We start from the raw sequence: 25,395 nt of genomic DNA, 5'->3' as shown, positions 1-25,395 counted from the left end.
CGTCATGGTCATGAAGCCGATTCCGAAGTACGTCCGCCGCGTGGCGGACGCGAACCTGAGCTATTGGGTCCTGAATTATCCGTCGGCGCCGTTCCACCGGCCCGGCCTCACCTTCCGCGATTACGGCCCTGCGCTGTACCTGGGCATGATGACCTTCGAAGAGCACCCCGAGCGCTTCTTCGACGATCCGCGCTCGGATCTGCGTGGTCGCTACGAGGCGCTGAAGGGAGACTCGCCGCTCGCCTGGCCCGAAGCCCGCAAAGTGGCATGGGCCGCATGGGAACGCGCGCATGCGCAGGCCCTGGCCTGCCAGACCGGACCGATCGAATCGCTGCGTCTTTGCGCTCACGCGTAACGCACTGCATTCGGACACGGCATCGGGATACTGGTCTGTACGACTCTTGGCCGAATGTAGAAGAACGGTTATCTCGTTCGCTGCATCGGCCATCCAACTCAAGCGACGAGCTGGACACTGATCGGCACCGACGGCACCCGCTAAAGAAAAAAGCACCTGGACGCGAGTCCAGGTGCTTCTCTTATTTGGTGGGCCGTGAAGGATTCGAACCTTCGACCAAAAGATTAAAAGTCTTCTGCTCTACCGACTGAGCTAACGGCCCGAAGCGGTCGCTGCGGTCCCGGCGCTGCGCCGGGCCGGTGATTCTAACAAAACCTGCGGGGCGCAGTCAGGCCCCCTGTGGCCCGGGCCGTTCAGACGTAGCGGGTCGGGTCGGCCACGCCGGCGGCGCTGAAGCCCTCGGCGCGCAGGCGGCAGGCGTCGCAATGGCCGCAGGCGCGGCCGCCAGCGTCGGCCTGGTAGCAGGAGACGGTCTCGGCGAAGTCCACGCCCAGGCGCAGGCCCTCGCGGACGATGTCGGCCTTGCTCATGAACTGCAGCGGCGCCTGCACGCGCAGGCCGGCGCCCTCGACCCCGGCCTTTGTCGCCAGGTTGGCCAGGCGCTCGAAGGCCTCGACGAACTCGGGGCGGCAGTCCGGGTAGCCGGAGTAGTCGACGGCGTTGACGCCGCAGAAGATGTCGTTGGCGCCGAGCACTTCGGCCCAGCCCAGGGCGATCGACAGCATGATGGTGTTGCGCGCCGGCACGTAGGTGACCGGGATGTCGTCCTTGAGCGCGGCCTCGCCGATGGCGTGGCCGTCGTTGTCGAGCGGCACCGAGATGGTCTCGTCGGTCAGGGCCGAGCCGCCGATGCTGCGCAAATCCACGTTGACGGTCTTGTGGGCGACCGCGCCGAGCGAATGGGCGACGCGGGCCGCCGCGTCGAGCTCGGAGGTGTGGCGCTGGCCGTAGCGCACGCTGAGCGCGTGCACGGCGAAGCCCTGCTCGCGCGCGATGGCGATGACGACGGCGGAGTCCATGCCACCGGAAACGAGGACGACGGCTTTTTTCATGATGTGGGTCGGCGATGGGAAATTGAGGGACTCGGGACTCGGGACTCGGGACTCGGGACTCGGGACTCGGGACTCGGGACTCGGGACTCGGGACTCGGGACTCGGGACTCGGGACTCGGGAAAAGGCTAAACGATGGAGACGATGGTTGGGCCGCCATCGCCGCGCAGGCGGGATCCAGAGGTTTCACCGCGGCATGGCTCTGAAGTCTCTGGATTCCCGCCTGCGCGGGAATGACGAGCAAGAGCAGAGCCACCAACGAGAGCCGAAGACCTTATCGGGGCTTCCAGCCCGGGGCTAGGGTTGGTCACGCACTCGAGTCCCGAGTCCCGAGTCCCGAGTCCCGAAACCCGAAACCCGAACCCCGAACCCCGAACCCCGAACCAACCCTCTCACCGCCCCGGCTCGTCGTTCCAGAGAATCTTGTGCAGTTGCAGTTGGAAGCGTACCTGCAGGCGGTCGGCGACGATCCAGTCGGCCAGATCGCTCGGCCTGAGCTGGGTGAAGCTCGGCGAGAACAGCACGTCGCAGATCTCGCTCAGGCGATGCTCGGCGACGACGCCCTTGGCCCACTCGTAGTCCTCGCGGCTGCAGATCACGAACTTGATCTGGTCGCGCGCGGTGAGCAGCGGCAGGTTGCTCCACAGGTTGCGGTGGGCTTCCTCGGAATCGGGGGTCTTGATGTCGAGCACGCGCGAGACGCGCGGGTCGACCGGGCCGATGTCGATCGCGCCGGAGGTCTCCAGCGAGACTTCATAGCCGGCGTCGCAGAGTTTCTGCAGCAGGGCGATGCAGCGCTTCTGCGCCAGCGGCTCGCCGCCGGTGACGCAGACGTGGCGGGCGCCGTGCTTGGCGACCTCGGCCAGGATGGCGTCGAACTCCCACCATTCGCCGCCGTGGAAGGCATAGGCGGTATCGCAGTACTGACAGCGCAGGGGACAGCCGGTCAGGCGCACGAACACGGTCGGCCAGCCGATGCTGTTCGACTCGCCTTGCAGCGACAGGAAGATTTCGGTCAGCCGCAGGCGTTCGGACGACGCTGCGGCCGTCTCGGTGGCAACGGCGTTCATCGGATATCGGTCAGTTGCGCAGCCGGCTCAGCTGGATCGCATTGAGGCGATCGGAAGCCGTGCGGGCGGCGTCGGTGCCGGGATAGCGGGTGGCGACGTCGGCGAGCGTGCGCTCGGCGGCGTCGACCTGTTTGAGGCCGAACTGGGCCAGACCGACCTTGAGCAGCGCGCCGGCGGCCTTGTCGTGGGTCGGATAGCGGTCGAGCAGGGTCTGGAATTCTTCCTGAGCGAGCTGGTAGTTCTGGGTGACGTAATAGCTTTCGCCGAGCCAGTACAGCGCATTGGGCGCGTAGGCCCCGCTCGGGTAGTTGGCCAGGAAGGCCTGGAACAGGCGCGCCGACTCGACGTACTGGCCGGCCTTGAGCGCACTGAAGGCGGTGTCGTAGGCGCTGCGCTCGTCGCCGCTCTGGGCGAGCAAACCGGCATCGCCGTGCACCGTGGGCGCGGTGTCCCTGACCGCCGCCGAAGGCGACGGTGCCGGGGGGGCCTGCGGTGCGGCGGCCGGAGCCGACGGCGCCACACCGCCTTCGAGGCGGTTGAGGCGGTTGTCGGTGTCCAGGTACTGCGCCTTGCTGGTGTCCTGCAGCTGGCGCGTGGTCTGCTGCAGTTCCTCGACCTGGGCGCGCAGGGCCTGCAGCTCGGTCTTGAGCTGGGTCACCTGATTGAGCAAGTCGAGGTTGGCCTGGTTGTCCGAGGCGCGCTGCTCGAGAACCGCGACGCGGTCGGCGAGGCTGGCGCGCTGGGCGAACGCGGGCGTGGCGGCCAGGCAGGCCGCCGCGATCGCCAAGGCTAGTGCGAACTTACGCATCGCTGAGATCAACCTTCGTGGTTCGTTCGGTCGGTGGACGGCGCCGATGCCCCGGCGCCGCCCTGCGCGACACCGCGATTACTTGGCGGTGTAGACGATTTCGACGCGACGGTTCTTGGCCCAGCAGTCTTCGTTCGACTCGGTGCAGACCGGGCGCTCTTCGCCGTAGGAGGTCACGGTGATCTGGCTGCCCGAACCGCCGTTGGCCTGGACCGCCGAGGACACCGCGTTGCCGCGGCGCTCGCCGAGGCCGAGGTTGTACTCGCGGCTGCCGCGCTCGTCGGCATTGCCTTCGAGGGTCATGCGCGAGGACGGACGGTCGCGCAGGTACTTGGCGTGGCAACCGACGATGGCCTGGAATTCCGGCTTCAGCGAGTCCTGGTCGAGATCGAAGTAGACCACGCGCTGGCGCAGGCAGGCATCGGTGTCGAGATCGTTCGGGCCGTAGGCGCCCGAGGCGACCGGACCGCTGTCGGTCGGGGTGCTGGTGGACGGGCCGGTGCCGGAATCGGTCGGCGGGACTTCCTTGACCTTCTTCGAGCAGGCGACGGCTGCGGTACACAGCACGGCGGCGAGCAGGATGCGGGCGGTGTTGTTCATGGGTATTCCTCGTCAGTTGTAACGTGGGGCAGGAGTCGTTCGGGGGGTGTGGCGCGTCCGCGCGCAGGGAAACGCCCGGCCGCTCATCGCGGCAGGCGGTAGGGTCCCCAGGCCGGTTCGCGCACGTCGCCGTCGGCGAGCACCAGGCGCTGGCGCACCCGGGCATCGGCTGAAACGGCATAGAGCACGCCACGGCGTCCTTCGCGCGCAGCATAAATGATCATGGAGGCATTCGGGGCAAAGCTCGGCGACTCGTCCAGCGAACCCGGCGACAGGGTGCTCCAGCGCGGCGAGCCCAGGCTGCTGTCCATCATCGCGATCCGGTAGGTATTGCCGGCGCCCTGCGCGGTGGCGATCTTCTTGCCGTCGAAGGCGACGCTGGCGCTGGCGTTGTAGCTGCCCTGGAAGGTGACGCGGGTAGCGCCGCCGCCGCTGGCCGAGACCTGGTAGATCTGCGGCTTGCCGCCGCGGTCGGAGGTGAAATAGATCTTGCTGCCGTCGGCGGCCCAGGTCGGCTCGGTGTCGATGCCGAAGTGGTTGGTGAGCTGGGTCAGCGCCTTGCTGCCGAGGTCCATCACGTAGATCTCGGGGTTGCCGCTGCGCGACAGGGTCAGGGCGAGACGGCGGCCGTCCGGCGAGAACGCCGGGGCGCCGTTGATGCCGCGGAACTTGGCGATCAGTTCGCGGCTGCCGGTGCCGATGTTCTGGATGTAGATCGAGGAGTTGCCGCCCTCGAAGCTGACGTAGGCCAGGCGCGCGCCGTCCGGGCTCCACGACGGCGACAGCAGCGGCTCGGGCGAACGCACCACGGTCTGCGGGTTGTAGCCGTCGGAGTCGGCGACCATCAGCGCGTAATTGCTGCCGCGGCCGACGCCGGTGGCGGTGACGTAAGCGATGCGGGTGAAGAACGCGCCGCGCACGCCGGTGATCTTTTCGTAGACCGCATCGGCGATTTGATGGGCCACGTCGCGCATCGCGTTGGCGCGTGCGGTCAGGGCGAAACCGAGCAGGCGCTGCTGCTTGGCCACGTCGAACAGCTCGTACTCGACCCGGTAGCTGCCGGCGCCGGCATCGACCACGCGGCCGACCACGATGTAGTCCTGGTTGAGCGCGCGCCAATCCGGGTAGCTGATCTCGCTGCCCTTGGTCGGCTTGGCCGCCATCTGCTCGACCGGCAGGCCGCGGAACTGGCCGGACCGGTTGAGGTCGTTGCGGACGACTTCGGCCACGTCGGTCTGCGGCGCCGCGGCGCCGCCCTGGTAGGGCATCGGCACCACCGCGATCGGCAGGGCCGAGGCGTTGCCGCCGACGATGTCGATCTCCAACCCTTGCTGTTGGGCTGCGGCGGCGAAGGGAAGCAGGAGAGCCAGCAGCGAGGCCAGCCAGCGCAGGGGTCGTTTCATCGGCACTCCGTGATCGGTCGACGCGGTTTGTTCAGGTTCGGCATTGTTAACGCTCGAGGGTGAACGTGGGCTCAAAAGCGGGGGTCAATTTGCGTTTCGGGCTTGCCGAATCGGCCCAACGGTCGCGATCGGCGCCCATTGCGGCCCTTTCGCCCCCGTTGCGGACATGAATCGGGGGCCTCGGCGGACCGGACGGCCCATGGCCCGGCTCCGCCCGCGCCGCAGGCTCAGCGCTGGCGCAGCCGGTTCCACCAGCGCCGGGGCTTGGACACCACCGGGTCCTCGTCCTGGACCCGGAAGCTGAGCTGGATCTGCGGCCGGAACACCTGTTGGTAGCCCTGGTAAGGCAGCGGCGAGGCCTGGCGCGCGGCGGCGAGCAGGGACAGCCGCCCGCCCTCGTCCAGGCCGCAGGGCTCGATCACCTGCACCGACAGCACCCGCCCGCCCGGCGCTTGGCGCAGGTCGATGCTGCAACTGGCGTCGGCCGGCGTGGTGGCCGGCGGCGCCCATTGCTCGTCGATGGCGGTACGCAAGACTTCGGCATAGCGCTGCTGGTTCTGCGCGACCCGGTCCGACTGGGCCAGCCCGGCCGCAGACCACGCGCACAGCGCGAAGCCGGCGAACAGGCTCAGGCGCAGCGGCACCGCCCTCGCCCCGCCCACTCAGCGGTCCTGGGCTTTGAAGTTGAGATTGAGATTGCGCTGGAACACCGACTCGAAGCCCGCATACGGCAAGGGCTGGGCCTTGAGCACGGCGGCTTCGATCGAACGCCGGCCCTGCTCGTCGTAAGAGCACGGCTCGACCACCTCGACCGCGAGCACGTTGCCGCCGGGCGACTGGCGGATGTTCAAGCGGCAACCGGCGCCGAGCGGCACGCTGTCGGGGCGCGTCCACTTCTCGACGATCGCGGCCTGCAGGGCGGCGGCGTACTTGGCCGCCAGGCCGGCGTCGACACCCTGGTTGCCGGTGGTCGCCGGCGCGGTGGCGGCGGCGTTCTGGCTGGCCTTGGCCGCACGCGCGTCGGCGATCTGCTGCAGCTTCTGCTCGCTCAGGCTCTGCTCGCGCTGCAGCCTGGCGCGCTCGGCGCGGATCTTCTCCAACTGCTTGTCGCGTTCGAGTTGCTCGGCGGCCAGGCGCTTTTGCTGCTGCGCCTCTTCCTGGCGCTGCTGCTCGGTCAGGTCGACCTGTTCCTGGCGCGCCTTGGCTTCCTGGACCTTCTGCTCTTCGGCGCGGTTCGGCGTGGGCGTGTCGACCACCTGTTCCTGGGTGGTCGTGTCCGGCACCGGGATGAAGTCTTGCGGCGATTGCTGCTGCGGTGCGGTCGCGTCCTGCGGCTTGGGTTCGGGGATGGGCTGCGGCAAGGGCGCGGCGTCCTCCGGCTCGGGCAGCGGCAACGGATCGACCGGCTCGGGACGGTTGCGCAAGGTACGCTGCATCGCCGCCGAGAGATCGCTGACGTCGGTCAGCTCCGAAGACAGCGGCGACCCCGCCGCGGACACCTGCGCGCTGTTCCAGTTCCAGAGCATGCTCAGGAAAATGGCGGCGACCAGCAGGCCGTGCAGCAGCACGGCCAGCATGATGGCTTGCGCGGTGTCGGCGCGGGTTTCCCTCATTTCTTCGCGCCCTTCTCGGGCTGGCTCATCAGGCCGACCTTCTCCACGCCGACGTCCTTGAGGATGTTCATCACGTCCATCACCGGCTGATAGTTCGAGCGGCCGTCGGCGGCGATGTAGACCTGCAATTTTTCCTTGCCGTTCTGCTTGACCAGCGCGCCGACCTTGGTCGCCAGCGTTTCGCGGTTGACCGCTTCGTTGCTGCCGGCCTTGACCGCGAGGAAATAGTTGCCCTGGGCGTCGACCTGGACCACCACCGGGTCTTGCTTGGTCTCGATCGACTTGAGGTTGGAATTGGGCAGGTCGACGTCGATGCCGAGGGTCAGCAGCGGCGCGGTGACCATGAAGATGATCAGCAGCACGAGCATCACGTCGATGTAGGGAACGACGTTGATCTCGGCCTTGAGTTTGCGTTTGCGCGGGCGGCGGATGGCGGTGCCGGACATGGCGGATTCCTCGTCGGTTACGCGTTGCGGTCGCGCTGGCCGTGGCGCAGCGGACGCGGGCGGTGCAGGCAGCGGTGCGGGCGGCCGTACAAGCGATGGGGCGCGAGCCGCATCACTCGTCCAGGTGGGCCTGGCGCTGCAGGATCGAGGAGAACTCTTCGGAGAACGCGTCGTAACGCACGGCCAGGCGCTCCACGCCGGTGGCGAAGCGGTTGTAGGCCCACACCGCCGGGATCGCCACGAACAGGCCCATCGCGGTGGCCAGCAGCGCCTCGGAGATGCCCGGGGCGACGTCGGCGATGCCGACCTGCTTGGACGCCGAGACCAGCGAATGCATGGTCACCATGATGCCGAACACGGTGCCGACCAGGCCGATGTAGGGCGAGGTGGAGCCGATGTTGGCGAGCAGTTCGAGGTTGTGTTCCAGGCCGTCGAGCTCGCGCGAGCCGGTCGCGCGCATCGCCCGCTGGGCGCCTTCGAGCTGGGCGCGGGCGTCGACGCCGCGGCGCTGGCGGATGCGGTTGAACTCGCGGAAACCGGCTTCGAAGATCGCCTCCAGGCCGCCCATCGCGCGGTTGCGCTCGGTGGTGCCGGCGTAGAGCTTGGACAGCTCGGCGCCCGACCAGAAGCGCTCCTCGAAATGATCGGCTTCGGCGCGCGCGCGGCGGATCACCTTCCATTTGCGGAAGATGATGATCCACGAGGTGATCGAGGCGATCACCAGCAGGGCCATGATGAACTGGACCGGGAGGCTGGCCTTGATCACCAGGTCCCAGAGATTGAAGCTGGCGGCTTCGCCGGCCGCGGCGGCGCCTTGGGTCACGGCCTGGACGGCTTCCTCCGGCAGGGCTTCCACGGTCGTGGCCAGAAGCGCGATCAGCGATGACGTCATGCTTGGTTCTCCGTAGCCCGGTACGCGGGCCTGTGGTGGGGCTGGGTGGTCCGTGGGGAGTAACGAACCGCCGGATGATTAGGGTTCAACGGTGACCTGGACGCGAGGGCCTGGGGCTCAGTCGTCGCGGCCGGCCTGGACTTCCTGCGCCTGCAACTGCGCGAACAAGGCCGCTGGAATCGCGCAGGGACGCAGGTGCTCGGCGTCGACCGCAGCGACCCGGACCTCGGCGTCGATCAGTTTTTCCCCGCCGCGCCGCACGGTCTGCGCGAAGATCAGGCTGGCGCGGCGGCAGCGCCGCAGTTCCACCGTGACCTCCAGCGCATCGTCGAGCCGCGCCGGCTTGAGGAAACCGATCTGCATCCCGGCGACCACGAACAGCAGCCCGTGATCGCGGCGCAAACCGTCCTGGCCGTAGCCCAGGGCGCGCACCCATTCGGTCCGCGCGCGCTCCAGGAACGCCAGGTACTGAGCGTGATAGACCAGTCCGCCAGCGTCGGTATCTTCCCAATAGACGCGTGTCGGCCAACTGAACACCGATTCAACCGCGCTCATGGCTCGGACGCCTCTTCGAAGAGCCCGGCGGTATCGGCGCGGGGTTTCAGGCCCATGTGCCGGTAGGCGCGCTGGGTCGCCATGCGGCCGCGGGCGGTGCGGATCAGATAGCCCTGCTGGATCAGGAAGGGCTCGATCACGTCCTCAAGGGTGCCGCGTTCCTCGCTGAGCGCGGCGGCCAGCGACTCGACCCCGACCGGGCCGCCGTCGAAGGACTCGATGATGGTCCGCAGCAGGCGCCGGTCGAGATCGTCGAACCCTTCCGGATCGACCTTGAGCATGGCCATGGCGGCATCGGCGGTCTGCAGGTCGATGTTGCCGCCGGCGCGGACCTGGGCGTAGTCGCGCACCCGCCGCAGCAGGCGGTTGGCGATGCGCGGGGTGCCGCGCGAGCGCCGGGCGATTTCCGCCGCGCCCTCGGCCACGCAGGAAATGCCGAGGATCTGCGCCGAGCGGCGCACGATTCGGGTCAGGTCCTCGGTGTCGTAGAACTCCAGCCGCTGGACGATGCCGAAGCGGTCGCGCAGCGGCGCGGTCAGCAGGCCGGCGCGGGTGGTCGCGCCGATCAGGGTGAACGGCGGCAGATCGAGCTTGATCGAGCGCGCGGCCGGGCCCTCGCCGATCATGATGTCGATCTGGTAGTCCTCCATCGCCGGATACAGCACTTCCTCGACCACCGGCGAGAGGCGGTGGATCTCGTCGACGAACAGCACGTCGTGCGGCTGCAGGTTGGTCAGCAAGGCCGCCAGGTCGCCGGCCTTCTCGATCACCGGGCCCGAAGTCTGGCGCAGATTGACCCCGAGTTCGTTGGCGATGACATGGCTGAGGGTGGTCTTGCCCAGGCCCGGCGGGCCGAAGATCAGCACGTGGTCGAGGGCCTCGCCGCGGTGCTTGGCGGCCTCGATGTAGATCTTGAGCTGCTCGCGCACCGGTTGCTGGCCGAGGTATTCGTCCAGCCGCTTGGGCCGGATCGAAGCCTCGATGGCGTCGTCTTCGCGGGTCGAGGAGGCAGCGATGATGCGGTCTTCGGTCATACCGCTATGTTCGCATGGGACGGTGCGCGGGCGCAGGACGGAAAGTCCCGGGGTGGCCCGGTGGCGGGTTCAGCGCCCGGGCGGTGGGGCGGCTTGCCGCGGGAGCCGGTTACCGCGCCGAGCCTGGACAACCGTGAGCCGGGAGACAGACCGCCCCTTCGACGAAGGGGACGGTCGGCTGGCGTCGTGCGGCGAAGCGAAGGCGTCCGGGCGCCGTGGGAATTTGCTTCGGCTGCTGTCAAAGCCCCCTGTCCTGTCCAGAGGGGCAAACGCATCGGCGAAGCGGAAGTTCAATACGTCCCTCAAGCGAAATGCACGTCGTAGCGATCGTGCACTTCGGCCAGGCGCTCGGGGTCGACTTCGCCCCGCATGATGCTCGGCAGCATGCGGAAGTAGTCGAAACGGTCGATGCCGGGGGTCAGGGTGATGAATACGTCGGCCACCTGGCCCGCGCCGGCGCCGAAGGAATGCACGACGCCGGGCGGGATCACCGCGTAACCGCCCTTCTCGACGGTCACGGCCTCGCCGTCGATGATCATCTCCAGCGCGCCGTCGAGCACGTAGAACGCTTCGCTCGAACGCTTGTGATGATGCGGCTTGGCGCCGGCGGCGCCGGCTTCCAGGCGCAGGCGGTTGGCGCCGAGCGCGCCGCAGCAGTCGCTGGCGTCGGCCAGCAACCACAACTGGGTACCGTTGCCGGCGATGGTTTCGGCGGATTGTTGCTGGATCACGAACGCGCGTCGTTTCGACATCGCAAAGCCTCGCAGTCGGTTAGGTCGACGGCAGGCTAGTCCGGCGCGCCGCGCAGCGCAGCGGCAGGCATGGAACGCTTATTTCCCGGCCCGCCACGGACATCGCTGTGTTCCCGTGGCGGGGATTGCCAAGACGGCCGCGCACCGGTGCGGCCGGTGCGCCTGCGCCCGATCAGATTTCGACCTGGGCGCCGAGTTCGACCAGGCGGTTGCCCGGGATGCGGAAGAAACCGGTCGCCGGCGCCGCGTTGCGGTGCATGAAGGCGAACAAACGGTCGCGCCAGATCGGCATGCCGCGGTGACGGCTGGCGACCACGGTTTCGCGGCTGGCGAAATAGGTGGTATCCATCGGGTCGAAGTAGATGCCGCCGGCGTCGCAGGAGCGCATCAGCGCCAGCGGCACGTCGGGCACTTCCATGAAGCCGAAGCGGATCAGCACGCGGTAGAAGTCGTTGCCGATCGCCTCGATCTTCAGGCGCTTCTCGCGCGGCGCGTAGGGAATGCCCAGCGTTTCCACGGTCAGGAACACGTTGCGCTCGTGCAGCACCTTGTTGTGCTTGAGGTTGTGCAGCAGGGCATGCGGCACGACGCCCTTGTCGGCGGTCATGAAGATCGCGGTGCCGGGCACGCGCACCGGCGGCGCCAGCATCAGGCCGGGCAGGAAGCTGCCGAGCTGGATGCCTTCCTTGCGCACTTCCTCGTGCAAAAGCTCGCGGCCGCGGCGCCAGGTGCGCAGCAGGGTGAACACCACCAGGCCCAGCACCACCGGGAACCACGCGCCCTGGAAGAACTTGGCGCCGTTGGCGATGACGAAGCCGACATCGACGACGAAGAACACCACGCACAGCGGCAGCACCCACTTGCGCCAGCGCGGCCACAGCGCGCGCGCGACCAGCGCCAGCAGCAGGGTGTCGATCAGCATCGTCGCCGAGACCGAGATGCCGTAGGCCGTCGCCAGCGCGGTCGAGCTGCGGAAGGCCAGCACCACCGCGATCACCGTGATCGCCAGGATCCAGTTGATGTACGGCACGTAGATCTGGCCGATGGTGTCGCTGGAGGTGTGCTTGATCTGCATGCGCGGGATGTAGCCCAGCTGCATCGCCTGGCGCGCGACCGAATAGGCGCCGGTGATGACCGCCTGCGAGGCGATCACCGCCGCCATCGTCGCCAGCACGATCATCGGGTACAGCGCCCAGGCCGGCACCGCCTCGAAGAACGGGTTCTTGACCGCTTCGGGGTGGTGCAGCACGAACGCGCCCTGGCCGAGGTAGTTCAGCATCAGGCAGGGCAGCACCATGGTGTACCAGGCATAGCGGATCGGACGCGCGCCGAAGTGGCCCATGTCGGCGTACAGCGCCTCGCCGCCGGTGACCGCCAGCACCACCGCGCCGAGGATCAGCACCGAATGCGAGCCGTGCTCGACGAAGAAGCGCACGCCCCAGCGCGGGTCCAGCGCCTTGAACACCTCCGGCGCCTGGACGATGTTGTAGACGCCGATCGCGGCGAGCGAGACGAACCACAGCATGGTGATCGGCCCGAACACCTTGCCGACCTTTTCGGTGCCGAAGCGCTGGGCCAGGAACACCATCACCAGGATCAACACGGTGATCGGCACGATGAAACGGTGCAGGCCCGGCGCGGCGACTTCCAGGCCCTCGACTGCGCCGAGCACCGAGATCGCCGGGGTGATGACGCTGTCGCCGAAGAACAGCGAGGCGCCGAAGATGCCCAGGATGCCGACCACGTAGGCCGAGCGCCCGCCCTTGGCCAGAGTGCGCTGGGCCAGGGTCATCAGCGCCATGATCCCGCCTTCGCCCTCGTTGTCGGCGCGCATGATGATGGTCACGTATTTCAGGGTGACCACGATCATCAGCGCCCAGAACACCAGCGACAGGATGCCGAGCACCGTGTCGTGGTTGCCGGTCAGGCCGAAATGCGGCGAAAACGCCTCTTTCAGCGTGTACAGCGGGCTGGTGCCGATGTCGCCGAAAACCACCCCGATGGCGCCCACGACCAGCCCGGGCAACCCCTTCTTGGAGCCGTGATGGCCTGAGTCTTGCCCGTTCCCGGCCGAATGGCCGTGAGCGTGCTTGCCTTGGGAAGAGGGAACAGTGGAGGACATGTCGCGTGGTTCCGTGGCGGTAACCCGCCTTGGCTCAACGAAGCGCGGACTTTAGCGCTTTGCGGATGATGGCGGCTGCATCGTCGCCGGCGGCGGTGGCCTCGCGCGCCATGCGCGCGGCCTCGGCCGGTTTGTAGCCCAACTGCTGCAAGGCGATGGTGGCCTCGCTCTGCGGATCGGCGGGAACCCCGCTGGAACCGAGCGTGGGCGCGCCGAGGCCGGCCAGGTCGGCGGCGCGGTCGCGCAGCTCGACGACCATGCGCTCGGCGGTCTTCTTGCCGATGCCCGGGATCCGGGTCAGCGCGGTGACGTCGCCGGTCTGGACCAGGCGCGCGAATTCCTCGACCGGCACCCCCGACAGCACCGCCAGGGCGATCTTGGCGCCGATGCCGCTGACCCGCTGTACGTCGCGGAACAGACGCCGCTCGGCCTCGCGCAGGAAGCCGTACAGCGAGACGCTGTCTTCCTTCTGCGCATAGTGGGTGAACAAGGACACTTCGCGGCCGAGCTCGGGCAGGTCGTAGAACGTGCTCATCGGCGCTTCGAGCTCGTAACCGACGCCGTTGACGTCCACGATGAGCCACGGCGGCTGCTTGTGGATCAGGGTGCCTCTGAGACGACCGATCACTGTGAAACTCCGGAAACGGCTGGCGACGCGCACCGGTGAAGCGGTCGGGCGCGAAGCGGGCTGGGACGATGCGAAGAGGAAGGCGGCGTGTCGGACGGGACGCGGGCGCAGCTCCCTGCCCCGTGCGCGGCCGGGCCTGTGGCGCGGGCCGGGTTCACGCCCCGCGCCTGCGCAACTGGTGGGTCGCGATGCCGGTGCGCAGCGCCGTAGCACTCATGTGGGCATGGGTCAGGGCCACCGCAAGCGCATCGGCGGCGTCGGCCTGCAGCTTCACTTCGGGAAGATTCAGCAACAGCCGCACCATGTGCTGGACCTGCTGCTTGTCGGCCGCGCCGCGGCCCACCAGCGACTGCTTGATCAGGCGCGGCGCGTACTCGCTGATGGCGATGCGCCGGCGAACCACGGTCGCCAGGGCGGCGCCGCGGGCATGGCCGAGCTTCAACGCGGAGGTCGCCGACTTGTCCATGAACACGGTCTCGATCGCGACCTGGTCGGGCCGGTACTCGTCGAGCACCGCTTCCAGGCCCTCGCACAGCAGGCCCAGGCGCGAGGGGAAATCCTCGGCGTCGAGCAGCTTGAGCGCCTGCGCATGCACGTACACGCAGCGTCCGTCGGCCGCGACGTCGATCACGCCGAGGCCGGTCCGCTGCGAACCGGGGTCGATCCCAAGGATTCTAGTCACGGCGACAGCTTACGCGTTATGCGTAAGCGTCCTCGTCCAGATCGGCGTTCGAGTAGACGTTCTGGACGTCGTCGAGGTCTTCCAGCCAGTTCAGCAGCTTGACCACCTGCTGGGCGGTCTCGCCGGTCACGGCGATGTTGTTGTCGGCGCGCAGGGTGACTTCGGCCTGGCCGGCGACCAGGCCGGCGGCGTCCATCGCGGCCTTGACCTGGGCAAACGCTTCGGCGCTGGTCAGCACGTCGATCGAGCCGTCTTCCGGATAGACCACCACGTCGTCGGCGCCGGCTTCGATGGCGACCTCGGTGATGCGCTCCTCGTCGGCGCCGGCCTCGAACCACAGCACGCCGCGCTTGGCGAACATGAAGGACACCGAGCCGTCGGTGCCGAGGTTGCCGCCGAACTTGCCGAAGGCATGGCGCACGTCGGCGACGGTGCGGACCTTGTTGTCGGTCAGGCAGTCGACGATCACCGCCACGCCGCCCGGGGCATAGCCCTCGTAGCGGATTTCTTCGTACTCGACGCCTTCCAGCGCACCGGTCGCCTTCTTGATGGCGCGCTCGATGACGTCCTTGGTCATGTTCGCCGACAGGCCCTTGTCGATGGCGCTGCGCAGGCGCGGATTGCTGTTGGGATCGCCGCCGCCCGAACGCGCCGCCACGCTGATCTCGCGGATGATCTTGGTGAAGATCTTCCCGCGCCGCGCATCCTCGGCGTTCTTGCGTGCCTCAATCGACGGACCTCTACCCATGGCGATAACCGGACGTGTTGTCTGAACAAGCCGGCGATTTTACTCGATCGTGCCCGCCCGCCGGCGGCCCGGACGACAATCGTCGGCGATCGGCCCGCTTCGGGCCGTTTGGGCGCTCTGTCCGGCTGAGCGATCGCTCGGTCGCCCGGCTCAGTCGCCGAACCGGCCGCGCCGGAAAAACCCCTCGGCCAGCCGCGCCGCCTGCGCCGAAAACAGCAGGCCGCTGTGGCTGGCGTCGATGACCGTGTGGTCGCGCAGGCCCGGCAGGCGGGTCTCGGCGACCGCCACGGTGCCGTCGTTTTCGCCCTCGAAACGGCCGAAGAAGCGCCCCAGCCCGTGCGGGGTGCGGCCGGCGATCAACCCGACCTCGGCCGCGCCGCGCCAGGGCGGGCAACCGCGTTGGAGCACTTCGGCGGCGCGGCCGAGCACCGCCGCGCTCCAGGCCTTGCGGGCCAGACCGCCGGCGGCGGCGCTGCCGCACAGCGGGGTGCCCAGGCAGACCACGCGCCGCACCGGCAGCTGCGGCCGCTCGCGCAGGGCGTCGAGGACGATCAGACCGCCGAGGCTGTGCGCCAGCACGTGGCAGGGCGTATCCAGGCGCGCCGCCAGGCGCGCGACCGAGGCCTCGGGGCCGGCGGCGGCGCCGGCATAGGCGAAGACCTCGGGTTCGAAGCCGGCTGCCTTCAGGCGCGCGCCGAGCCAGGCCATCGACGCCCCGGGCATCCAGATGCCGTGCAGCAACAGCACCCGGCGCGGCCCGCGCGGCCTGGCGGCGCGCGCTGCGGCGGGTTCGGCGGATTTGCGGGGGTCCGTGTCGCTGCGGCTGTCCATGCCGCGAATATGGCCGTCGCCGCCGGCGAATCCAAGCGCGCGGCGACGACCGCATCGATCGGCGCCAGACGGCATTCAGCGATGCCGCCGCGCAGCCCTGGGGGCCGTGCGGCGGCATCGGGTCGATCAGCAGCGGTGCAGGGTCAGACCGGTCGGCGCACCGGCCGCGCCCCAGGTCTGTACGTAGCCGTCGCATTCGATGCGGCCGCCGCCGATGGCGTTGCCGCTGCTGTCGTAACGCGTCCACTCGGCCCATTCGACGCCGAGGATCGGGTAGCGCGCGAACGCCGAGCCCGCCACCGCCACCAGTCCCAACAACAACGCTGCCGTGAATACCGCTTTACGGGTACGAAGCATCTGACCTCTCCTTGTGTGTGCCGCGGACTGCATGTCCGCGCTTGCAGGCTAAGCCAGAGCGCCACCACGAATGCTCACCGAAGACCGCCGGACATCACAGTTCGAGGATGCCGATGCCCGCCGAACCGTGCGTTGCGCCGGCTGCTGCTGCGACGGAGTGGTCCAAATCGGACCCCGTCAATACAGATCCAGACCTATCCCATCGCGAAACCGCGACTCATCTCAACAAAGTCGAAGATAAAAACACGATCGCCGCCAGAGTGTGACGGCGAGCCAATCCTGCGCGTGTTCGCAGCCCCCAGGATTCGCCGCACCTCCCCCGCTCTTTCGGAAGCCGGTATGACCTTGCGGCACCCTGCCTTGCCCGTCGTCAACGTGTTGGCCTCGGCGCTGCTCGCCGCGGTCGCCATGTTTCCCGCAGCGCCCGCATGTTCAGGCGAGCTGCGTCCCAGCCAAAGCAACAACGATCTGTCCAACCCGCATCGCGGCTTCCTGCTTTGGGGCAGCACCGCCGTCGCCGACGGCGGCCTGCCCGACAACCACTACGGCGCATCGATCTATCAGATCTACGTCCCGTGGCGCGAAATCGAAACCGCCGACGAGCAGTTCGACTGGGACCGGTTCGAAACCAACCACCTGAAGCCGATCCTCGACGAAAACCCCAACGCCACCTTCGTGCTGCGTCCGGTCGCCGACTATCCCGACAGCGTGGCCAACAACATCGGCTACTTCTACCGCAACGAAGCCGAGCCGCTGCGCGCCTATCCGAAGTTCCTCGAACTGGCGCCGGTGAGCATCCAGTTCCACAACTACAGCCAGACCCAGTGCGACGACGTCGGCCCCGGCCGCGCGCCGATCTACAACACGCCGGCTATGCGCCAGCAACTGGTGCAGTTCGTGCAAGCGTTCGGGCGCCGCTACGACGGCGACCCGCGCATCACCGCGGTGCACGTCGGCCTGCTCGGCTTCTGGGGCGAGTGGCACACCGCCGGCTGCGACAGTTGGGAGCCCGACGCGACCACCCGCAGCGTGGTGCGCGATGCTTATGCCGCGGCGTTCCAGCAAACGCCGGTGCACAGCCGCTACGCGCGCCAGTCCGACGTCGGCGGCACCCAGTTCGGCTTCAGCGAAGACTACTTCCCGTCGTTCACCGCGATGTGCAACAGGTTCGCGACCCGGCTGCCCGAGTGCGACGACAGCGGCTGGCACAACCTGGAGTGGGGTTTCCGCAACGACGCCACCGCCGCGCGCGGCAACTGGAAGTTCAACCCGATCGGCGGCGAAAGCCCGAACAACGGCCAAAAGGCCACCTGGACCGGACGCACCAACGACATCCTGAGCCTGCTGCGCGAGTACCACTTCACCTGGCTCGGCCCGGCCGGCCAGCACGAGGTCGATCCGGCGGGCAAGCCGTCGACGTTCAAGGCCAACATGCTCAAGGTCAAGCGCGCGCTCGGCTACGAGTTCACCGTGCGTCAGATCAACTGGCCCGACAGCATGCGGGCCGGTGCGGCGATCCCGCTCAAGCTGAGCGTCGAGAACACCGGTTCGGCGCCGCTGTACCAGGTCTATCAGACCGAATTGCATTGGGTCGACGCCGGCGGCACCACCCGCGGCAAGGCCGCCTTCGACTATCCCTTGAACGCCTTGATGCCGAACACCGTGCCGGCGCTGATCGACGCTACCGCGCAGGTGCCGGCCACGCTCGCGCCGGGCAGCTATTCGCTGCGCCTGGCGATCGCCGACAGCTGGCCCGGCCGGCCTGCGATCAAACCGCAGAACACCGGCCGCGACGCCGCCGGCCGACTGACGCTCGGCACGGTGACCGTCGCCGCGGCGGCGACCGGCCTTTGAACGCGCGGCCCGGCGTTCAGACCCGGTACTTCGGCCCGCCCTGCATCGAATCCTCGCGCAGGCATTCACGCCCGGAGTCCGGAACCGACCCGGCGCCGCTCACATAAGCGCGCAGACACCCTCGCTCCATACGCCTGCGCCCGCGCGATCCGCGGGCGCAGTCACGTTCGCGGACCCGGCCTGCCCCTAGATTCCCCGACGCCCATCGGGGCCAAATCACCAGGGAGTCGGTATGAAACGATCGTCATGGTTCCTGGCGCTGAGCGTCGCGCTCGCGCCCTGCCTCGCCGCACACGCCGCGCCGCCGCGGGTCACCCAAGGCCTGGTCGGCGAATGGCATCTGGAGTTGTCCGGCAACACCGCTTACGACACCAGCGGTTTCGGCCGCAACGGCCTGGTCGTGGGCGGCGCCGCGTCGAGCTACGGCTGGCTCAACGCCGGCGCGGACTTCAGCGCCGGCAAGTACGTGGAAGTGCCCAATTCGTCGAACCTCAACTTCGGCACCGGCAGCTTCACCGTGGCCGCATGGGTGCGCATGGCCAACCCCGGCTCCTCGATCGTCAAGACCCTGGTCGAGAACCGCGCCAGCGGCGTCGGCCGCGGTTACTCGTTCGGCGTCGACCAGGGCCGCAACGTGCTGCTGCAACTCAACGACGGCAGCACCTGGGCCAACTATGTCTCCGACGGCAGCCTGGCGCTGGCGCCGAACCGCTGGCACCACATCGCCGCGGTGGTCAACCGCAGCAGCGCGCCGAACACGATCTCGTTCTACATCGACGGCCGCCGCACCACCGCCCAACCGACCCCGATCGCGGCCAACATCGACAACGTCGACCGGCCGTTCCTGATCGGCGGGCACAAGGACAGCCCGTCCTATCGCTTCAACGACCGCGCCGACGAAGTGCTGGTCTACAACCGCGCGATCCCGGCCGACGCCAGCGGCGGGCTCGGCGACCTGATGGCGCCGGGCCGCACCGTCTTCCAGCCGACCTACTGGAACGACGACGCTACCCGCAAGCGCTACAACAACTGCTACAACTACGCCAACAACAAGGCCACCAACACTTTCGCCCAACCCGGCCGCGCAGCCGGCTCGATGTACAGCTCGATCAGCTGCGCCGCCGTGCACGCCGCCGCGGTGCGCGACGGCCTGGAGCCGGTCGCCGACATCAACGCCTCCAGCTACAAGAACATCGCCGCACTGGTGGTCGGGCCCAATTACGACTATCACTGGTATCGCCGCGACGCCAACGGCAAGTGGACCCACAAGCCCGGCCAGACCTCCGCCACCAACCGCGACAATTCCGGCAACGAAATCACCGACCCGCGCACCGCCAACCGCGGCGCCTACACCGATTTCTGCGGTTTCTTCCGGGTGTGGTCCGACAGCGTGGAGGGTACCGGCCATGAACAAGTCAACTAAGCCTGCGTCCACCCGGGGAATCGCCATGACCAAGCTTTCGCTGAAAACCCTGCTGACCGGCCTGGCCCTGCTGGCCGCGCCGGGCTTCGCCCTCGCCGCCGAAGCGCCGGGCCTGCAGATCACCTACCTGGTGTACTCGGGCCGCCCGAACCCGGTGGTGACCGTGACCGACCCGGCCGCCCTGCGCGCGATCGAAACCCGTCTGGCCGATGCCCTGGCCGCCCCGGCCAAGACCGGCGCCGCGGCCGAACCGGTGCTCGGCTACAACGGCATCCTGCTCGAACACGTCGGCGGCTCGTCCGCTAAAGCGAAGCCGCAGCCGTTGCTGATCAAGGGCCGGCAAGTGCGCATCGACACCGCACCGGCCACGGCCATGAAAGCCGCGACGGCGACCACCCGCCAGTCGGCGGCCGCCGGCGACCTGGAAGCGATGCTGCTCAAGCTCGGCCAGAAACAGGGTGCGCTCGATGCGACCACGTTGAACGTGTTGCTCGACCAGCGCTGAGCATCGGCGTTTCGACGCGGCCTTCCCGTTTCGGCGGGGAGGCCGTTTTGTTTTGGCGGTTGTCGATTTGCGGAAGGCATGAATCGGCACTAGCGCGGCAAGTTGAAGCAACGCGGTCGCGGCTCGCACCGCTCCTGCCCAGGCAGCCACGTTGCCGTTGCCGTTGCCGTTGCCGTTGCCGTTGCCGTTGCCGTTGCCGTTGCCGTTGCCGTTGCCGAGATTTTGATCTGCTTTGCCGGTTTGCTGCTTTGCCGGTCAAGTGGAGACCCGGAGGGCGGCGCACAGGAAGTGCGCCGTTTTTCGATAGGACAAGGATGTCCTATCGAAAAATCCCGGCGACAGCACCGCACTCGTGGCCTGTGCCCTTGCAGGGAAAGCCCTTTTCTTTGGTTACCTTTCTTTTGGGCTTAGCAAAAGAAAGTAACCCGGCCGCGTCAGCGGACGGAAGCTCTGCTCTTGCTTGATCGAAATATCGCGTGATCGGTCGCGACTCACGTCGCTCCTACAGAGTGGGAAGCCCTGCTCTTTCTCAGGCTTCTAAAGAAACGAGATCAAACGCCTAAAGCTTCCGTCACTAAAGCGGCGGGTTACTTTCTTTTGTCTAAAGCAACAAAAGAAAGGTAACCAAAGAAGTTGCTTTTTCTTGAATCACAGGCCCGCACGAGCGATGCCGACGCAGGGATCTACATACGGGACATCCATGTCCCGATGAAAAACGGCCCGCATCCCTGCGGGCCGCCCTCCGGGTCTTCCAGGGCCTTCGCTAGTGCGAGGCTGCGCACAGCAACGGCAAAATCTTCACCGTACGGCAACGGCAAGCACGGCAAAGGCAATAATCCTCCGTCTATCTCACCCCGAAACCGCCACCGCATCGCGCCGCAGAATGAATTCATGGTCCCGCGTGTTGCCGACGATGAAATCGTAATGGCCGACATGCTCGAAACCATACCGGCCATAGAAACGCTGCGCGCCCAGGTTCTCAGACCACACGCCGATCCACAGGGTCCGCGGGCCATCGCGCTGCAGCCACTCGAGCACGGTGTCGAACAAGCGTGCGCCCCAGCCGCCGTTCTGCGCTTCGCGCAGTACGTACAGCCGCTTGAGCTCGCCGTCGCCTTCGGCCACGTCCGGATGCGGCAGGCCGCAAGGGCCGGCCGCGGCGTGGCCCACGACGACGCCGTCGCGTTCGAGCAGGAAGATCGCGTAGTCCGGGTGCGACAGGATCACGGCCTGTTTCTCGACCGAATAGCTGTCGAGCAGGAATGCCTGCAGATCCTCCGGCGGGTACAGATGGCCGAAAGTCTCGACGAAGGTGCGGCTGGCGATGTCGGCGACGATCGACGCATCGTCGACGCCGGCGCGGCGGATGGAAAAGATCGGTGCGGCGTTCGTCATAAGGCCTCGCGGTACGGGCGGACGGTTAACGATGGAGCGGCAACGCAAACAAGCCGGTGGGGGCCTATGCCCCGCACAACCCCACTCGGCCCCGGCGGCGCATCCCGCAGGCGGAGGAAACCAGCCGCCGGCGGCGGCGCGCGACGATCCTGCGCACGCCGCTGGAACCGGGCTCGACGAGCCCGGCCCTGCGACCGGTCAGGCCGGGTCTTGCTTCGGGCGCACCATGACGTGCACTTCGGCCAGCTGCGAGTCCGGGATCGGCGACGGCGCACCGGTCATCAGGCACTGCGCGGTGGTGGTCTTCGGGAACGCGATGACGTCGCGGATCGACTCGGTGCCGCCCATCAGCGCGGCGATGCGGTCGATGCCGAAGGCGATGCCGCCGTGCGGCGGCGCGCCGTACTTGAGCGCGTCGAGCAGGAAGCCGAACTTGGCCTCGGCTTCTTCGGCGCCGATGCCGAGCAGGTCGAACACCGCCGATTGCATCTGCGGGCGGTGGATGCGGATCGAACCGCCGCCGATCTCGTTGCCGTTGAGCACCATGTCGTAGCCGCGCGAAACCGCGGTCTTGGCGTTGGCGCGCAGGTCGGCGATGTCGTCGACCGCGGGCGCGGTGAAGGGGTGATGCAGGGCGACGTAGCGCTGCGCTTCCTCGTCCCACTCGAACATCGGGAAATCGGTGACCCACAGCGGCTTCCAGCCCTCGGCGACCAGGCCCAGGTCCTTGCCGAGCTTGAGCCGCAGCGCGCCCATGAAATCGCTGGCGGTCTTGTAATCGGCCGCGCCGAAGAAGATCGCGTCGCCGCTCTGGGCGCCGCTGAGCTCAACGATCTTGGCCAGAGTGGCGTCGTCGAGGAACTTGGCGATCGGCGAATTGATTCCGTCGCGGCCCTTGGCGGCGTCTTCGACCTTCATCCAGGCCAGGCCCTTGGCGCCGTACTTCGCCGCGTGCGCGCCGCACTCGTCGATCTGCTTGCGCGACCAGCCGGCCGCGCCGGGGGCGCGCAAGGCGACGACGCGGCCGTCGGCGTGGTTGGCCCAGTCGGTGAAGACCTTGAACTCGCACTGCTTGACCAGTTCGGCGATGTCGACGAATTCCAGGTCGATGCGCAGGTCGGGCTTGTCCGAACCGTATCGGCGCATGGCTTCGGCATAGGTCATGCGCGGGAACTGCGCATCGAGTTCGACCCCGATGGTTTCCTTGAACACCACCCGGATCATGTCCTCGACGGTGTCCTGCACATCGCGCTCGGAAACCCAGGCGAACTCCATGTCGAGCTGGGTGAATTCGAGCTGGCGGTCGGCGCGCAGGGCTTCGTCGCGGAAGCAGCGCGCGATCTGGTAGTAACGGTCGAATCCGGCCACCATCAGGATCTGCTTGAACAACTGCGGCGACTGCGGCAGGGCGTAGAACTCGCCCGGATGCATGCGCGCCGGCACCAGGAAGTCGCGCGCGCCTTCCGGCGTGGCCTTGGTCAGGATCGGGGTCTCGATGTCCTGAAAGCCGCGCGCATCGAGCCAGCGGCGCAGCGACTGCACCAGGCGGATGCGGGTGCGCATCATCTTCTGCATCTCGGGGCGGCGCAGGTCGAGGTAGCGGTAGGTCAGGCGGGTTTCCTCGCCGGCGTTCTCGTGCGCGTGGAACGGCAGCGGCTCGGCCTTGTTGAGCACCTCGATCGTCGCCGCCAGCACTTCGACCTTGCCGCTGCGGATCTTTTCGTTGGCGGCCTGGCGCGCGCGCACGGTGCCGGTCACCCGCACGCAGCTTTCCACGCTCAGATCGCCGGCGGTCTCGAACAGCTCGGCGGTATCGGAGTCGACGACGATCTGCACCACGCCCTCGTGATCGCGCAGATCGGTGAACACCACGTGGCTTTGGACGCGATTGGTGTTGACCCAGCCGCACAGGGTGACGGTCTGGCCGATCAGCGCCTCGTCGACGAGGCCGCAGAAATGGGTACGCATGAAAACTCCGATTGGTCGAACGCTGGATCGTGGGGGTTTGTCGCAGAAGGGGCCTGGGCCGGGCCGCGGCGCGGGCGCCGGGCCGGAAACACCTCGCCGGCCGGGGGCCGGAACCGGTCATTCTAGTGCACGGCGGGAGCGGCATGCGTTCGCCGGAGCCTGGGGCGGATAAGGCCGGGCCGCTGGTTCGCGCTCGCCCGGGAGCCGAAAGCGGCCGCGAGGCAACGCCGCACGACGCCGCACGACACCAGGCGCAACCGCATCCATCGCGCTCGGGTTAGGCGGCCGATGCGCTCTCGACCGGTTCGGCGTTCGCGATCAGCCCGCGCAGAAACAGCAGGATCAACCGGCCCGACGGATCGGGCGGGGGGCCCGCGCCTTGCAGCGCCAAGCCGTGAGCCAAGGCCATGAACGCCGCGGCCAGTTCCTCGGGTTCGGCCGGCGGCCGGCGCCCGAGGGCGGCGAACAACTTGCCGATCACGCCGCCGAGCCCGGCCCGGTGCGCATCCCAGACACGCTGGTACTTGTCGGCGAAGGTCGGGCTGCGCCTGGCGTGCAACTGCAGTTCGATCGACAGCACGCACCAGCCGACGTCGCGGTTGAGAGTGGCGGCCCAGGACTCGAGCTCGCCGAATATCCGCTCGGGCGTACGCCTGCCGCTGTCCATGAGCTCGGAAAGTTGTGCGGCTTCGGCCTCCATGTGACCTCGCAGCAACTCCAGCAGGACCTCCTCCTTGCTGGCGAAGTTCGAGTAGAAGGCGCCCTGCGAATAACCCGCCCGGTCGGCGATGTCGCGGATCGAGGTACCTGCGTATCCGTTCGCGACGAACAACTGCCGCGCGGTTTCGATCAGGCGCGCGCGAGTCTGCGCCTGGCTTTCCTCGCGGCTCAGCCGCTTCTTCGGCATGGGTTCGCTCATGCGCCAAAGATCACACGACTGCCGATCATCTGCAACTCAGATATCGCTTGACATCCAAAATCACTCCAGGCAGATTAAATTTCAATTGAATTTTGAATTTCATCCGCCATGCAAAGTGCTCCCCAACTGACGTCCGCGTTCGTCACCGGCGCGACCGGCCTGCTCGGCAACAACCTCGTGCGCGAGCTGATCGGGCAGGGCGTCCAGGTCAAGGCGCTGGTCCGCTCCGTGGCCAAGGGCGAGCAACAATTCGCGGGGTTGGCGGGGGTCGAGCTCGTCCTGGGCGACATGGCCGATGTACCCGCCTTCGCCGCCGCGCTGCAGGGCTGCGATGTCGTGTTCCATACGGCGGCCTTCTTTCGCGACAACTACAAAGGCGGCCGGCACTGGCAACAGCTCAAGCGCATCAACGTAGAGGGGACCCGATCGCTGATCGAACGCGCGTACGCCGCGGGCGTGCGCCGGTTCGTCCAGACCTCGTCGATCGGCGTGCTCAACGGCGCGCCGGGCATGCCGATCGACGAAACCTGCCTGCGCGAGCTGGGAGATGCCGACGACTACTACCGCAGCAAGATACTGGCCGACCAGGCGGTGCTGCGCTTTCTGGCGCTGCACCCGGACATGCATGCGAGCCTGGTGCTGCCCGGCTGGATGTGGGGACCGGCCGACATCGGCCCCACCTCATCGGGCCAGTTCGTCAACGATGCAGTGCTGGGCAAATTGCCCGGGCTGGTGCCCGGCAGCTTTTCGGTGGTCGATGCGCGCGACGTGGCGCAGGCGCATATCGCAGCGGCGATGCGCGGCAGGCGCGCCGAACGGTATCTGGCCGCCGGCCGGCATATGACGATGCGCGAACTCGTTCCCGTGCTGGGCAGGATCGCCAACGTCAAGACGCCGACGCGCGAATTGCCCCTGCCGCTGCTTTACGCACTGGCGGCGGTGCAGGAGATCTATGCGCGCATCAGCGGCCGTCCGATCCTGCTCAGCCTCGCCACGGTGCGGTTGATGGTCAAGGAAGCCGGGCGCAGCCACTTCGATCGCGCCAAGAGCGAACGCGAACTGGCCCTGAAGTTCAGGCCGCTCGAACAAACCGTGGCCGACACCGTCGCCTGGTACCGCAGCCACGGTTGGTTCTGATGCCCGGCTCGATCCCGGTCGGGCCGTCGCAGCAGTCCCCAACTCGGTCCGCATTCTTTCCGCGGGCTCGTCCGGCATGGGGCCTCCACGCCGGACCACAGTCCCGGCCCGATCTCACGTTGTAGCCCTGCCCCCGCCTTCGCGGGGATGACGATCCAAGAAACCGAGGGTGGGGGCCCGTCCAGGGTCGCGAGGCCATCCACCGCGCCCCGTCGCCGTTCGGCGCAAAGCAGCGTCCGGCGAGGACG

Annotated in this window: 26 protein-coding genes and 1 tRNA gene; 5 read left to right on the top strand and 22 right to left on the bottom strand. The window is 67.8% G+C overall.

What is annotated here, in order from left to right; translation table 11 throughout:
• The first annotated feature begins 4 nt into the window (after positions 1-4).
• A complete protein-coding gene (locus ACSAMQ_RS01690) occupies positions 5-355 on the top strand; it encodes a hypothetical protein (protein WP_435393979.1) in 351 nt (116 codons plus the stop codon).
• A 186-nt stretch (positions 356-541) separates the two neighbouring features.
• On the opposite strand, the gene ACSAMQ_RS01685 is transcribed toward ACSAMQ_RS01690, so the two are convergent.
• The 19 genes from ACSAMQ_RS01685 to ACSAMQ_RS01595 all read right to left on the bottom strand — a co-directional run bounded on the left by ACSAMQ_RS01685 (position 542) and on the right by ACSAMQ_RS01595 (position 15,946).
• A tRNA-Lys gene (locus ACSAMQ_RS01685) sits at positions 542-617 on the bottom strand.
• Between the two features lie 91 nt (positions 618-708).
• Positions 709-1,407, bottom strand: coding sequence for a 7-cyano-7-deazaguanine synthase QueC (gene queC, locus ACSAMQ_RS01680; protein WP_435393978.1), 699 nt, complete (start codon positions 1,405-1,407; stop codon positions 709-711).
• A 390-nt stretch (positions 1,408-1,797) separates the two neighbouring features.
• The gene (gene queE / locus ACSAMQ_RS01675) at positions 1,798-2,475 is read right to left on the bottom strand and encodes a 7-carboxy-7-deazaguanine synthase QueE (RefSeq protein WP_435393977.1); all 678 of its coding nucleotides are present in this window, start codon (positions 2,473-2,475) and stop codon (positions 1,798-1,800) included.
• 10 nt (positions 2,476-2,485) lie between these two features.
• Positions 2,486-3,283 carry a tol-pal system protein YbgF gene (gene ybgF / locus ACSAMQ_RS01670; RefSeq protein ID WP_435393976.1) on the bottom strand — a complete coding sequence of 266 codons (798 nt, stop codon included), beginning with the start codon at positions 3,281-3,283 and terminating at the stop codon, positions 2,486-2,488.
• A gap of 78 nt (positions 3,284-3,361) precedes the next feature.
• On the bottom strand, positions 3,362-3,883 hold the full coding sequence (pal, locus tag ACSAMQ_RS01665; RefSeq protein ID WP_435393975.1) for a peptidoglycan-associated lipoprotein Pal: 522 nt from the start codon (positions 3,881-3,883) through the stop codon (positions 3,362-3,364).
• Positions 3,884-3,966: 83 nt separating this feature from the next.
• Entirely contained in the window at positions 3,967-5,286 is a 1,320-nt protein-coding gene (tolB, locus tag ACSAMQ_RS01660) for a Tol-Pal system beta propeller repeat protein TolB (protein ID WP_435393974.1), read from the bottom strand.
• 227 nt (positions 5,287-5,513) lie between these two features.
• Positions 5,514-5,948: a hypothetical protein gene (locus ACSAMQ_RS01655; RefSeq protein ID WP_435393973.1), complete on the bottom strand. Its 435-nt coding sequence runs from the start codon at positions 5,946-5,948 to the stop codon at positions 5,514-5,516.
• Complete coding sequence (locus tag ACSAMQ_RS01650) at positions 5,949-6,899, bottom strand: TonB C-terminal domain-containing protein (RefSeq protein ID WP_435393972.1); 951 nt, start codon at positions 6,897-6,899, stop codon at positions 5,949-5,951.
• Complete coding sequence (gene tolR, locus ACSAMQ_RS01645) at positions 6,896-7,345, bottom strand: protein TolR (RefSeq protein ID WP_031373500.1); 450 nt, start codon at positions 7,343-7,345, stop codon at positions 6,896-6,898. The genes ACSAMQ_RS01650 and tolR overlap by 4 nt, the downstream gene beginning before the upstream one ends.
• 112 nt (positions 7,346-7,457) lie before the next feature.
• Positions 7,458-8,237 (bottom strand): protein TolQ, encoded by a 780-nt coding sequence (tolQ, locus tag ACSAMQ_RS01640; protein ID WP_435393971.1) that lies wholly within the window; start codon positions 8,235-8,237, stop codon positions 7,458-7,460.
• A 117-nt stretch (positions 8,238-8,354) separates the two neighbouring features.
• Positions 8,355-8,792, bottom strand: coding sequence for a tol-pal system-associated acyl-CoA thioesterase (gene ybgC / locus ACSAMQ_RS01635; RefSeq protein ID WP_435393970.1), 438 nt, complete (start codon positions 8,790-8,792; stop codon positions 8,355-8,357).
• On the bottom strand, positions 8,789-9,826 hold the full coding sequence (ruvB, locus tag ACSAMQ_RS01630) for a Holliday junction branch migration DNA helicase RuvB (protein WP_435393969.1): 1,038 nt from the start codon (positions 9,824-9,826) through the stop codon (positions 8,789-8,791). Before ruvB ends, ybgC begins: the two co-directional genes overlap by 4 nt.
• Positions 9,827-10,128: 302 nt before the next feature.
• Positions 10,129-10,578 carry a cupin domain-containing protein gene (locus ACSAMQ_RS01625; protein ID WP_435393968.1) on the bottom strand — a complete coding sequence of 150 codons (450 nt, stop codon included), beginning with the start codon at positions 10,576-10,578 and terminating at the stop codon, positions 10,129-10,131.
• A gap of 172 nt (positions 10,579-10,750) precedes the next feature.
• Complete coding sequence (locus ACSAMQ_RS01620) at positions 10,751-12,700, bottom strand: potassium transporter Kup (protein WP_435393967.1); 1,950 nt, start codon at positions 12,698-12,700, stop codon at positions 10,751-10,753.
• Positions 12,701-12,734: 34 nt separating this feature from the next.
• Positions 12,735-13,328, bottom strand: coding sequence for a Holliday junction branch migration protein RuvA (gene ruvA / locus ACSAMQ_RS01615; protein WP_435393966.1), 594 nt, complete (start codon positions 13,326-13,328; stop codon positions 12,735-12,737).
• Positions 13,329-13,482: 154 nt separating this feature from the next.
• Positions 13,483-14,010, bottom strand: a complete 528-nt coding sequence (ruvC, locus tag ACSAMQ_RS01610; RefSeq protein ID WP_435393965.1) for a crossover junction endodeoxyribonuclease RuvC — start codon at positions 14,008-14,010, stop codon at positions 13,483-13,485.
• 16 nt (positions 14,011-14,026) lie between these two features.
• Positions 14,027-14,758, bottom strand: coding sequence for a YebC/PmpR family DNA-binding transcriptional regulator (locus ACSAMQ_RS01605; RefSeq protein WP_435393964.1), 732 nt, complete (start codon positions 14,756-14,758; stop codon positions 14,027-14,029).
• A 150-nt stretch (positions 14,759-14,908) separates the two neighbouring features.
• Positions 14,909-15,589, bottom strand: a complete 681-nt coding sequence (locus ACSAMQ_RS01600) for an esterase/lipase family protein (RefSeq protein WP_435393963.1) — start codon at positions 15,587-15,589, stop codon at positions 14,909-14,911.
• Positions 15,590-15,715: 126 nt separating this feature from the next.
• Complete coding sequence (locus ACSAMQ_RS01595; RefSeq protein ID WP_435393962.1) at positions 15,716-15,946, bottom strand: hypothetical protein; 231 nt, start codon at positions 15,944-15,946, stop codon at positions 15,716-15,718.
• 339 nt (positions 15,947-16,285) lie between these two features.
• Between ACSAMQ_RS01595 and ACSAMQ_RS01590 the strand changes: the two genes are divergently transcribed.
• The 3 genes from ACSAMQ_RS01590 (at position 16,286) to ACSAMQ_RS01580 (ending at position 19,728) form a co-directional block, all read left to right on the top strand.
• Positions 16,286-17,800 carry a DUF4832 domain-containing protein gene (locus ACSAMQ_RS01590; RefSeq protein WP_435393961.1) on the top strand — a complete coding sequence of 505 codons (1,515 nt, stop codon included), beginning with the start codon at positions 16,286-16,288 and terminating at the stop codon, positions 17,798-17,800.
• A gap of 232 nt (positions 17,801-18,032) precedes the next feature.
• Positions 18,033-19,223 carry a LamG domain-containing protein gene (locus ACSAMQ_RS01585; protein WP_435393960.1) on the top strand — a complete coding sequence of 397 codons (1,191 nt, stop codon included), beginning with the start codon at positions 18,033-18,035 and terminating at the stop codon, positions 19,221-19,223.
• 25 nt (positions 19,224-19,248) lie between these two features.
• A complete protein-coding gene (locus ACSAMQ_RS01580) occupies positions 19,249-19,728 on the top strand; it encodes a hypothetical protein (RefSeq protein ID WP_435393959.1) in 480 nt (159 codons plus the stop codon).
• Positions 19,729-20,577: 849 nt separating this feature from the next.
• Here ACSAMQ_RS01580 and ACSAMQ_RS01575 read toward each other — a convergent pair.
• From ACSAMQ_RS01575 to ACSAMQ_RS01565, 3 genes are all read right to left on the bottom strand, one after another.
• Complete coding sequence (locus ACSAMQ_RS01575) at positions 20,578-21,105, bottom strand: N-acetyltransferase family protein (RefSeq protein WP_435394016.1); 528 nt, start codon at positions 21,103-21,105, stop codon at positions 20,578-20,580.
• 216 nt (positions 21,106-21,321) lie between these two features.
• Positions 21,322-23,091, bottom strand: a complete 1,770-nt coding sequence (aspS, locus tag ACSAMQ_RS01570; protein WP_435393958.1) for an aspartate--tRNA ligase — start codon at positions 23,089-23,091, stop codon at positions 21,322-21,324.
• A gap of 277 nt (positions 23,092-23,368) precedes the next feature.
• Complete coding sequence (locus tag ACSAMQ_RS01565; protein WP_435393957.1) at positions 23,369-24,010, bottom strand: TetR/AcrR family transcriptional regulator; 642 nt, start codon at positions 24,008-24,010, stop codon at positions 23,369-23,371.
• Positions 24,011-24,118: 108 nt separating this feature from the next.
• Between ACSAMQ_RS01565 and ACSAMQ_RS01560 the strand changes: the two genes are divergently transcribed.
• Positions 24,119-25,147 (top strand): SDR family oxidoreductase, encoded by a 1,029-nt coding sequence (locus ACSAMQ_RS01560; protein WP_435393956.1) that lies wholly within the window; start codon positions 24,119-24,121, stop codon positions 25,145-25,147.
• Positions 25,148-25,395 lie beyond the last annotated feature (248 nt).

Source organism: Lysobacter sp. 1R34A (genome assembly GCF_051217035.1).
In the GTDB taxonomy this organism is placed as follows: Bacteria; Pseudomonadota; Gammaproteobacteria; order Xanthomonadales; family Xanthomonadaceae; genus Lysobacter.
This window is presented reverse-complemented; position numbering and strand designations above follow the sequence as displayed.

Bases quoted from the DNA above. Each gene is read 5' to 3' on its own strand.
- ACSAMQ_RS01690 (WP_435393979.1), top strand. From the start codon at position 5: ATGGTCATGAAGCCGATTCCGAAGTACGTCCGCCGCGTGGCGGACGCG.
- queC (WP_435393978.1), bottom strand. From the start codon at position 1,407: ATGAAAAAAGCCGTCGTCCTCGTTTCCGGTGGCATGGACTCCGCCGTC.
- queE (WP_435393977.1), bottom strand. From the start codon at position 2,475: ATGAACGCCGTTGCCACCGAGACGGCCGCAGCGTCGTCCGAACGCCTG.
- ybgF (WP_435393976.1), bottom strand. From the start codon at position 3,283: ATGCGTAAGTTCGCACTAGCCTTGGCGATCGCGGCGGCCTGCCTGGCC.
- pal (WP_435393975.1), bottom strand. From the start codon at position 3,883: ATGAACAACACCGCCCGCATCCTGCTCGCCGCCGTGCTGTGTACCGCA.
- tolB (WP_435393974.1), bottom strand. From the start codon at position 5,286: ATGAAACGACCCCTGCGCTGGCTGGCCTCGCTGCTGGCTCTCCTGCTT.
- ACSAMQ_RS01650 (WP_435393972.1), bottom strand. From the start codon at position 6,899: ATGAGGGAAACCCGCGCCGACACCGCGCAAGCCATCATGCTGGCCGTG.
- tolR (WP_031373500.1), bottom strand. From the start codon at position 7,345: ATGTCCGGCACCGCCATCCGCCGCCCGCGCAAACGCAAACTCAAGGCC.
- tolQ (WP_435393971.1), bottom strand. From the start codon at position 8,237: ATGACGTCATCGCTGATCGCGCTTCTGGCCACGACCGTGGAAGCCCTG.
- ybgC (WP_435393970.1), bottom strand. From the start codon at position 8,792: ATGAGCGCGGTTGAATCGGTGTTCAGTTGGCCGACACGCGTCTATTGG.
- ruvB (WP_435393969.1), bottom strand. From the start codon at position 9,826: ATGACCGAAGACCGCATCATCGCTGCCTCCTCGACCCGCGAAGACGAC.
- ACSAMQ_RS01625 (WP_435393968.1), bottom strand. From the start codon at position 10,578: ATGTCGAAACGACGCGCGTTCGTGATCCAGCAACAATCCGCCGAAACC.
- ACSAMQ_RS01620 (WP_435393967.1), bottom strand. From the start codon at position 12,700: ATGTCCTCCACTGTTCCCTCTTCCCAAGGCAAGCACGCTCACGGCCAT.
- ACSAMQ_RS01605 (WP_435393964.1), bottom strand. From the start codon at position 14,758: ATGGGTAGAGGTCCGTCGATTGAGGCACGCAAGAACGCCGAGGATGCG.
- ACSAMQ_RS01600 (WP_435393963.1), bottom strand. From the start codon at position 15,589: ATGGACAGCCGCAGCGACACGGACCCCCGCAAATCCGCCGAACCCGCC.
- ACSAMQ_RS01595 (WP_435393962.1), bottom strand. From the start codon at position 15,946: ATGCTTCGTACCCGTAAAGCGGTATTCACGGCAGCGTTGTTGTTGGGA.
- ACSAMQ_RS01590 (WP_435393961.1), top strand. From the start codon at position 16,286: ATGACCTTGCGGCACCCTGCCTTGCCCGTCGTCAACGTGTTGGCCTCG.
- ACSAMQ_RS01585 (WP_435393960.1), top strand. From the start codon at position 18,033: ATGAAACGATCGTCATGGTTCCTGGCGCTGAGCGTCGCGCTCGCGCCC.
- ACSAMQ_RS01580 (WP_435393959.1), top strand. From the start codon at position 19,249: ATGACCAAGCTTTCGCTGAAAACCCTGCTGACCGGCCTGGCCCTGCTG.
- aspS (WP_435393958.1), bottom strand. From the start codon at position 23,091: ATGCGTACCCATTTCTGCGGCCTCGTCGACGAGGCGCTGATCGGCCAG.
- ACSAMQ_RS01565 (WP_435393957.1), bottom strand. From the start codon at position 24,010: ATGAGCGAACCCATGCCGAAGAAGCGGCTGAGCCGCGAGGAAAGCCAG.
- ACSAMQ_RS01560 (WP_435393956.1), top strand. From the start codon at position 24,119: ATGCAAAGTGCTCCCCAACTGACGTCCGCGTTCGTCACCGGCGCGACC.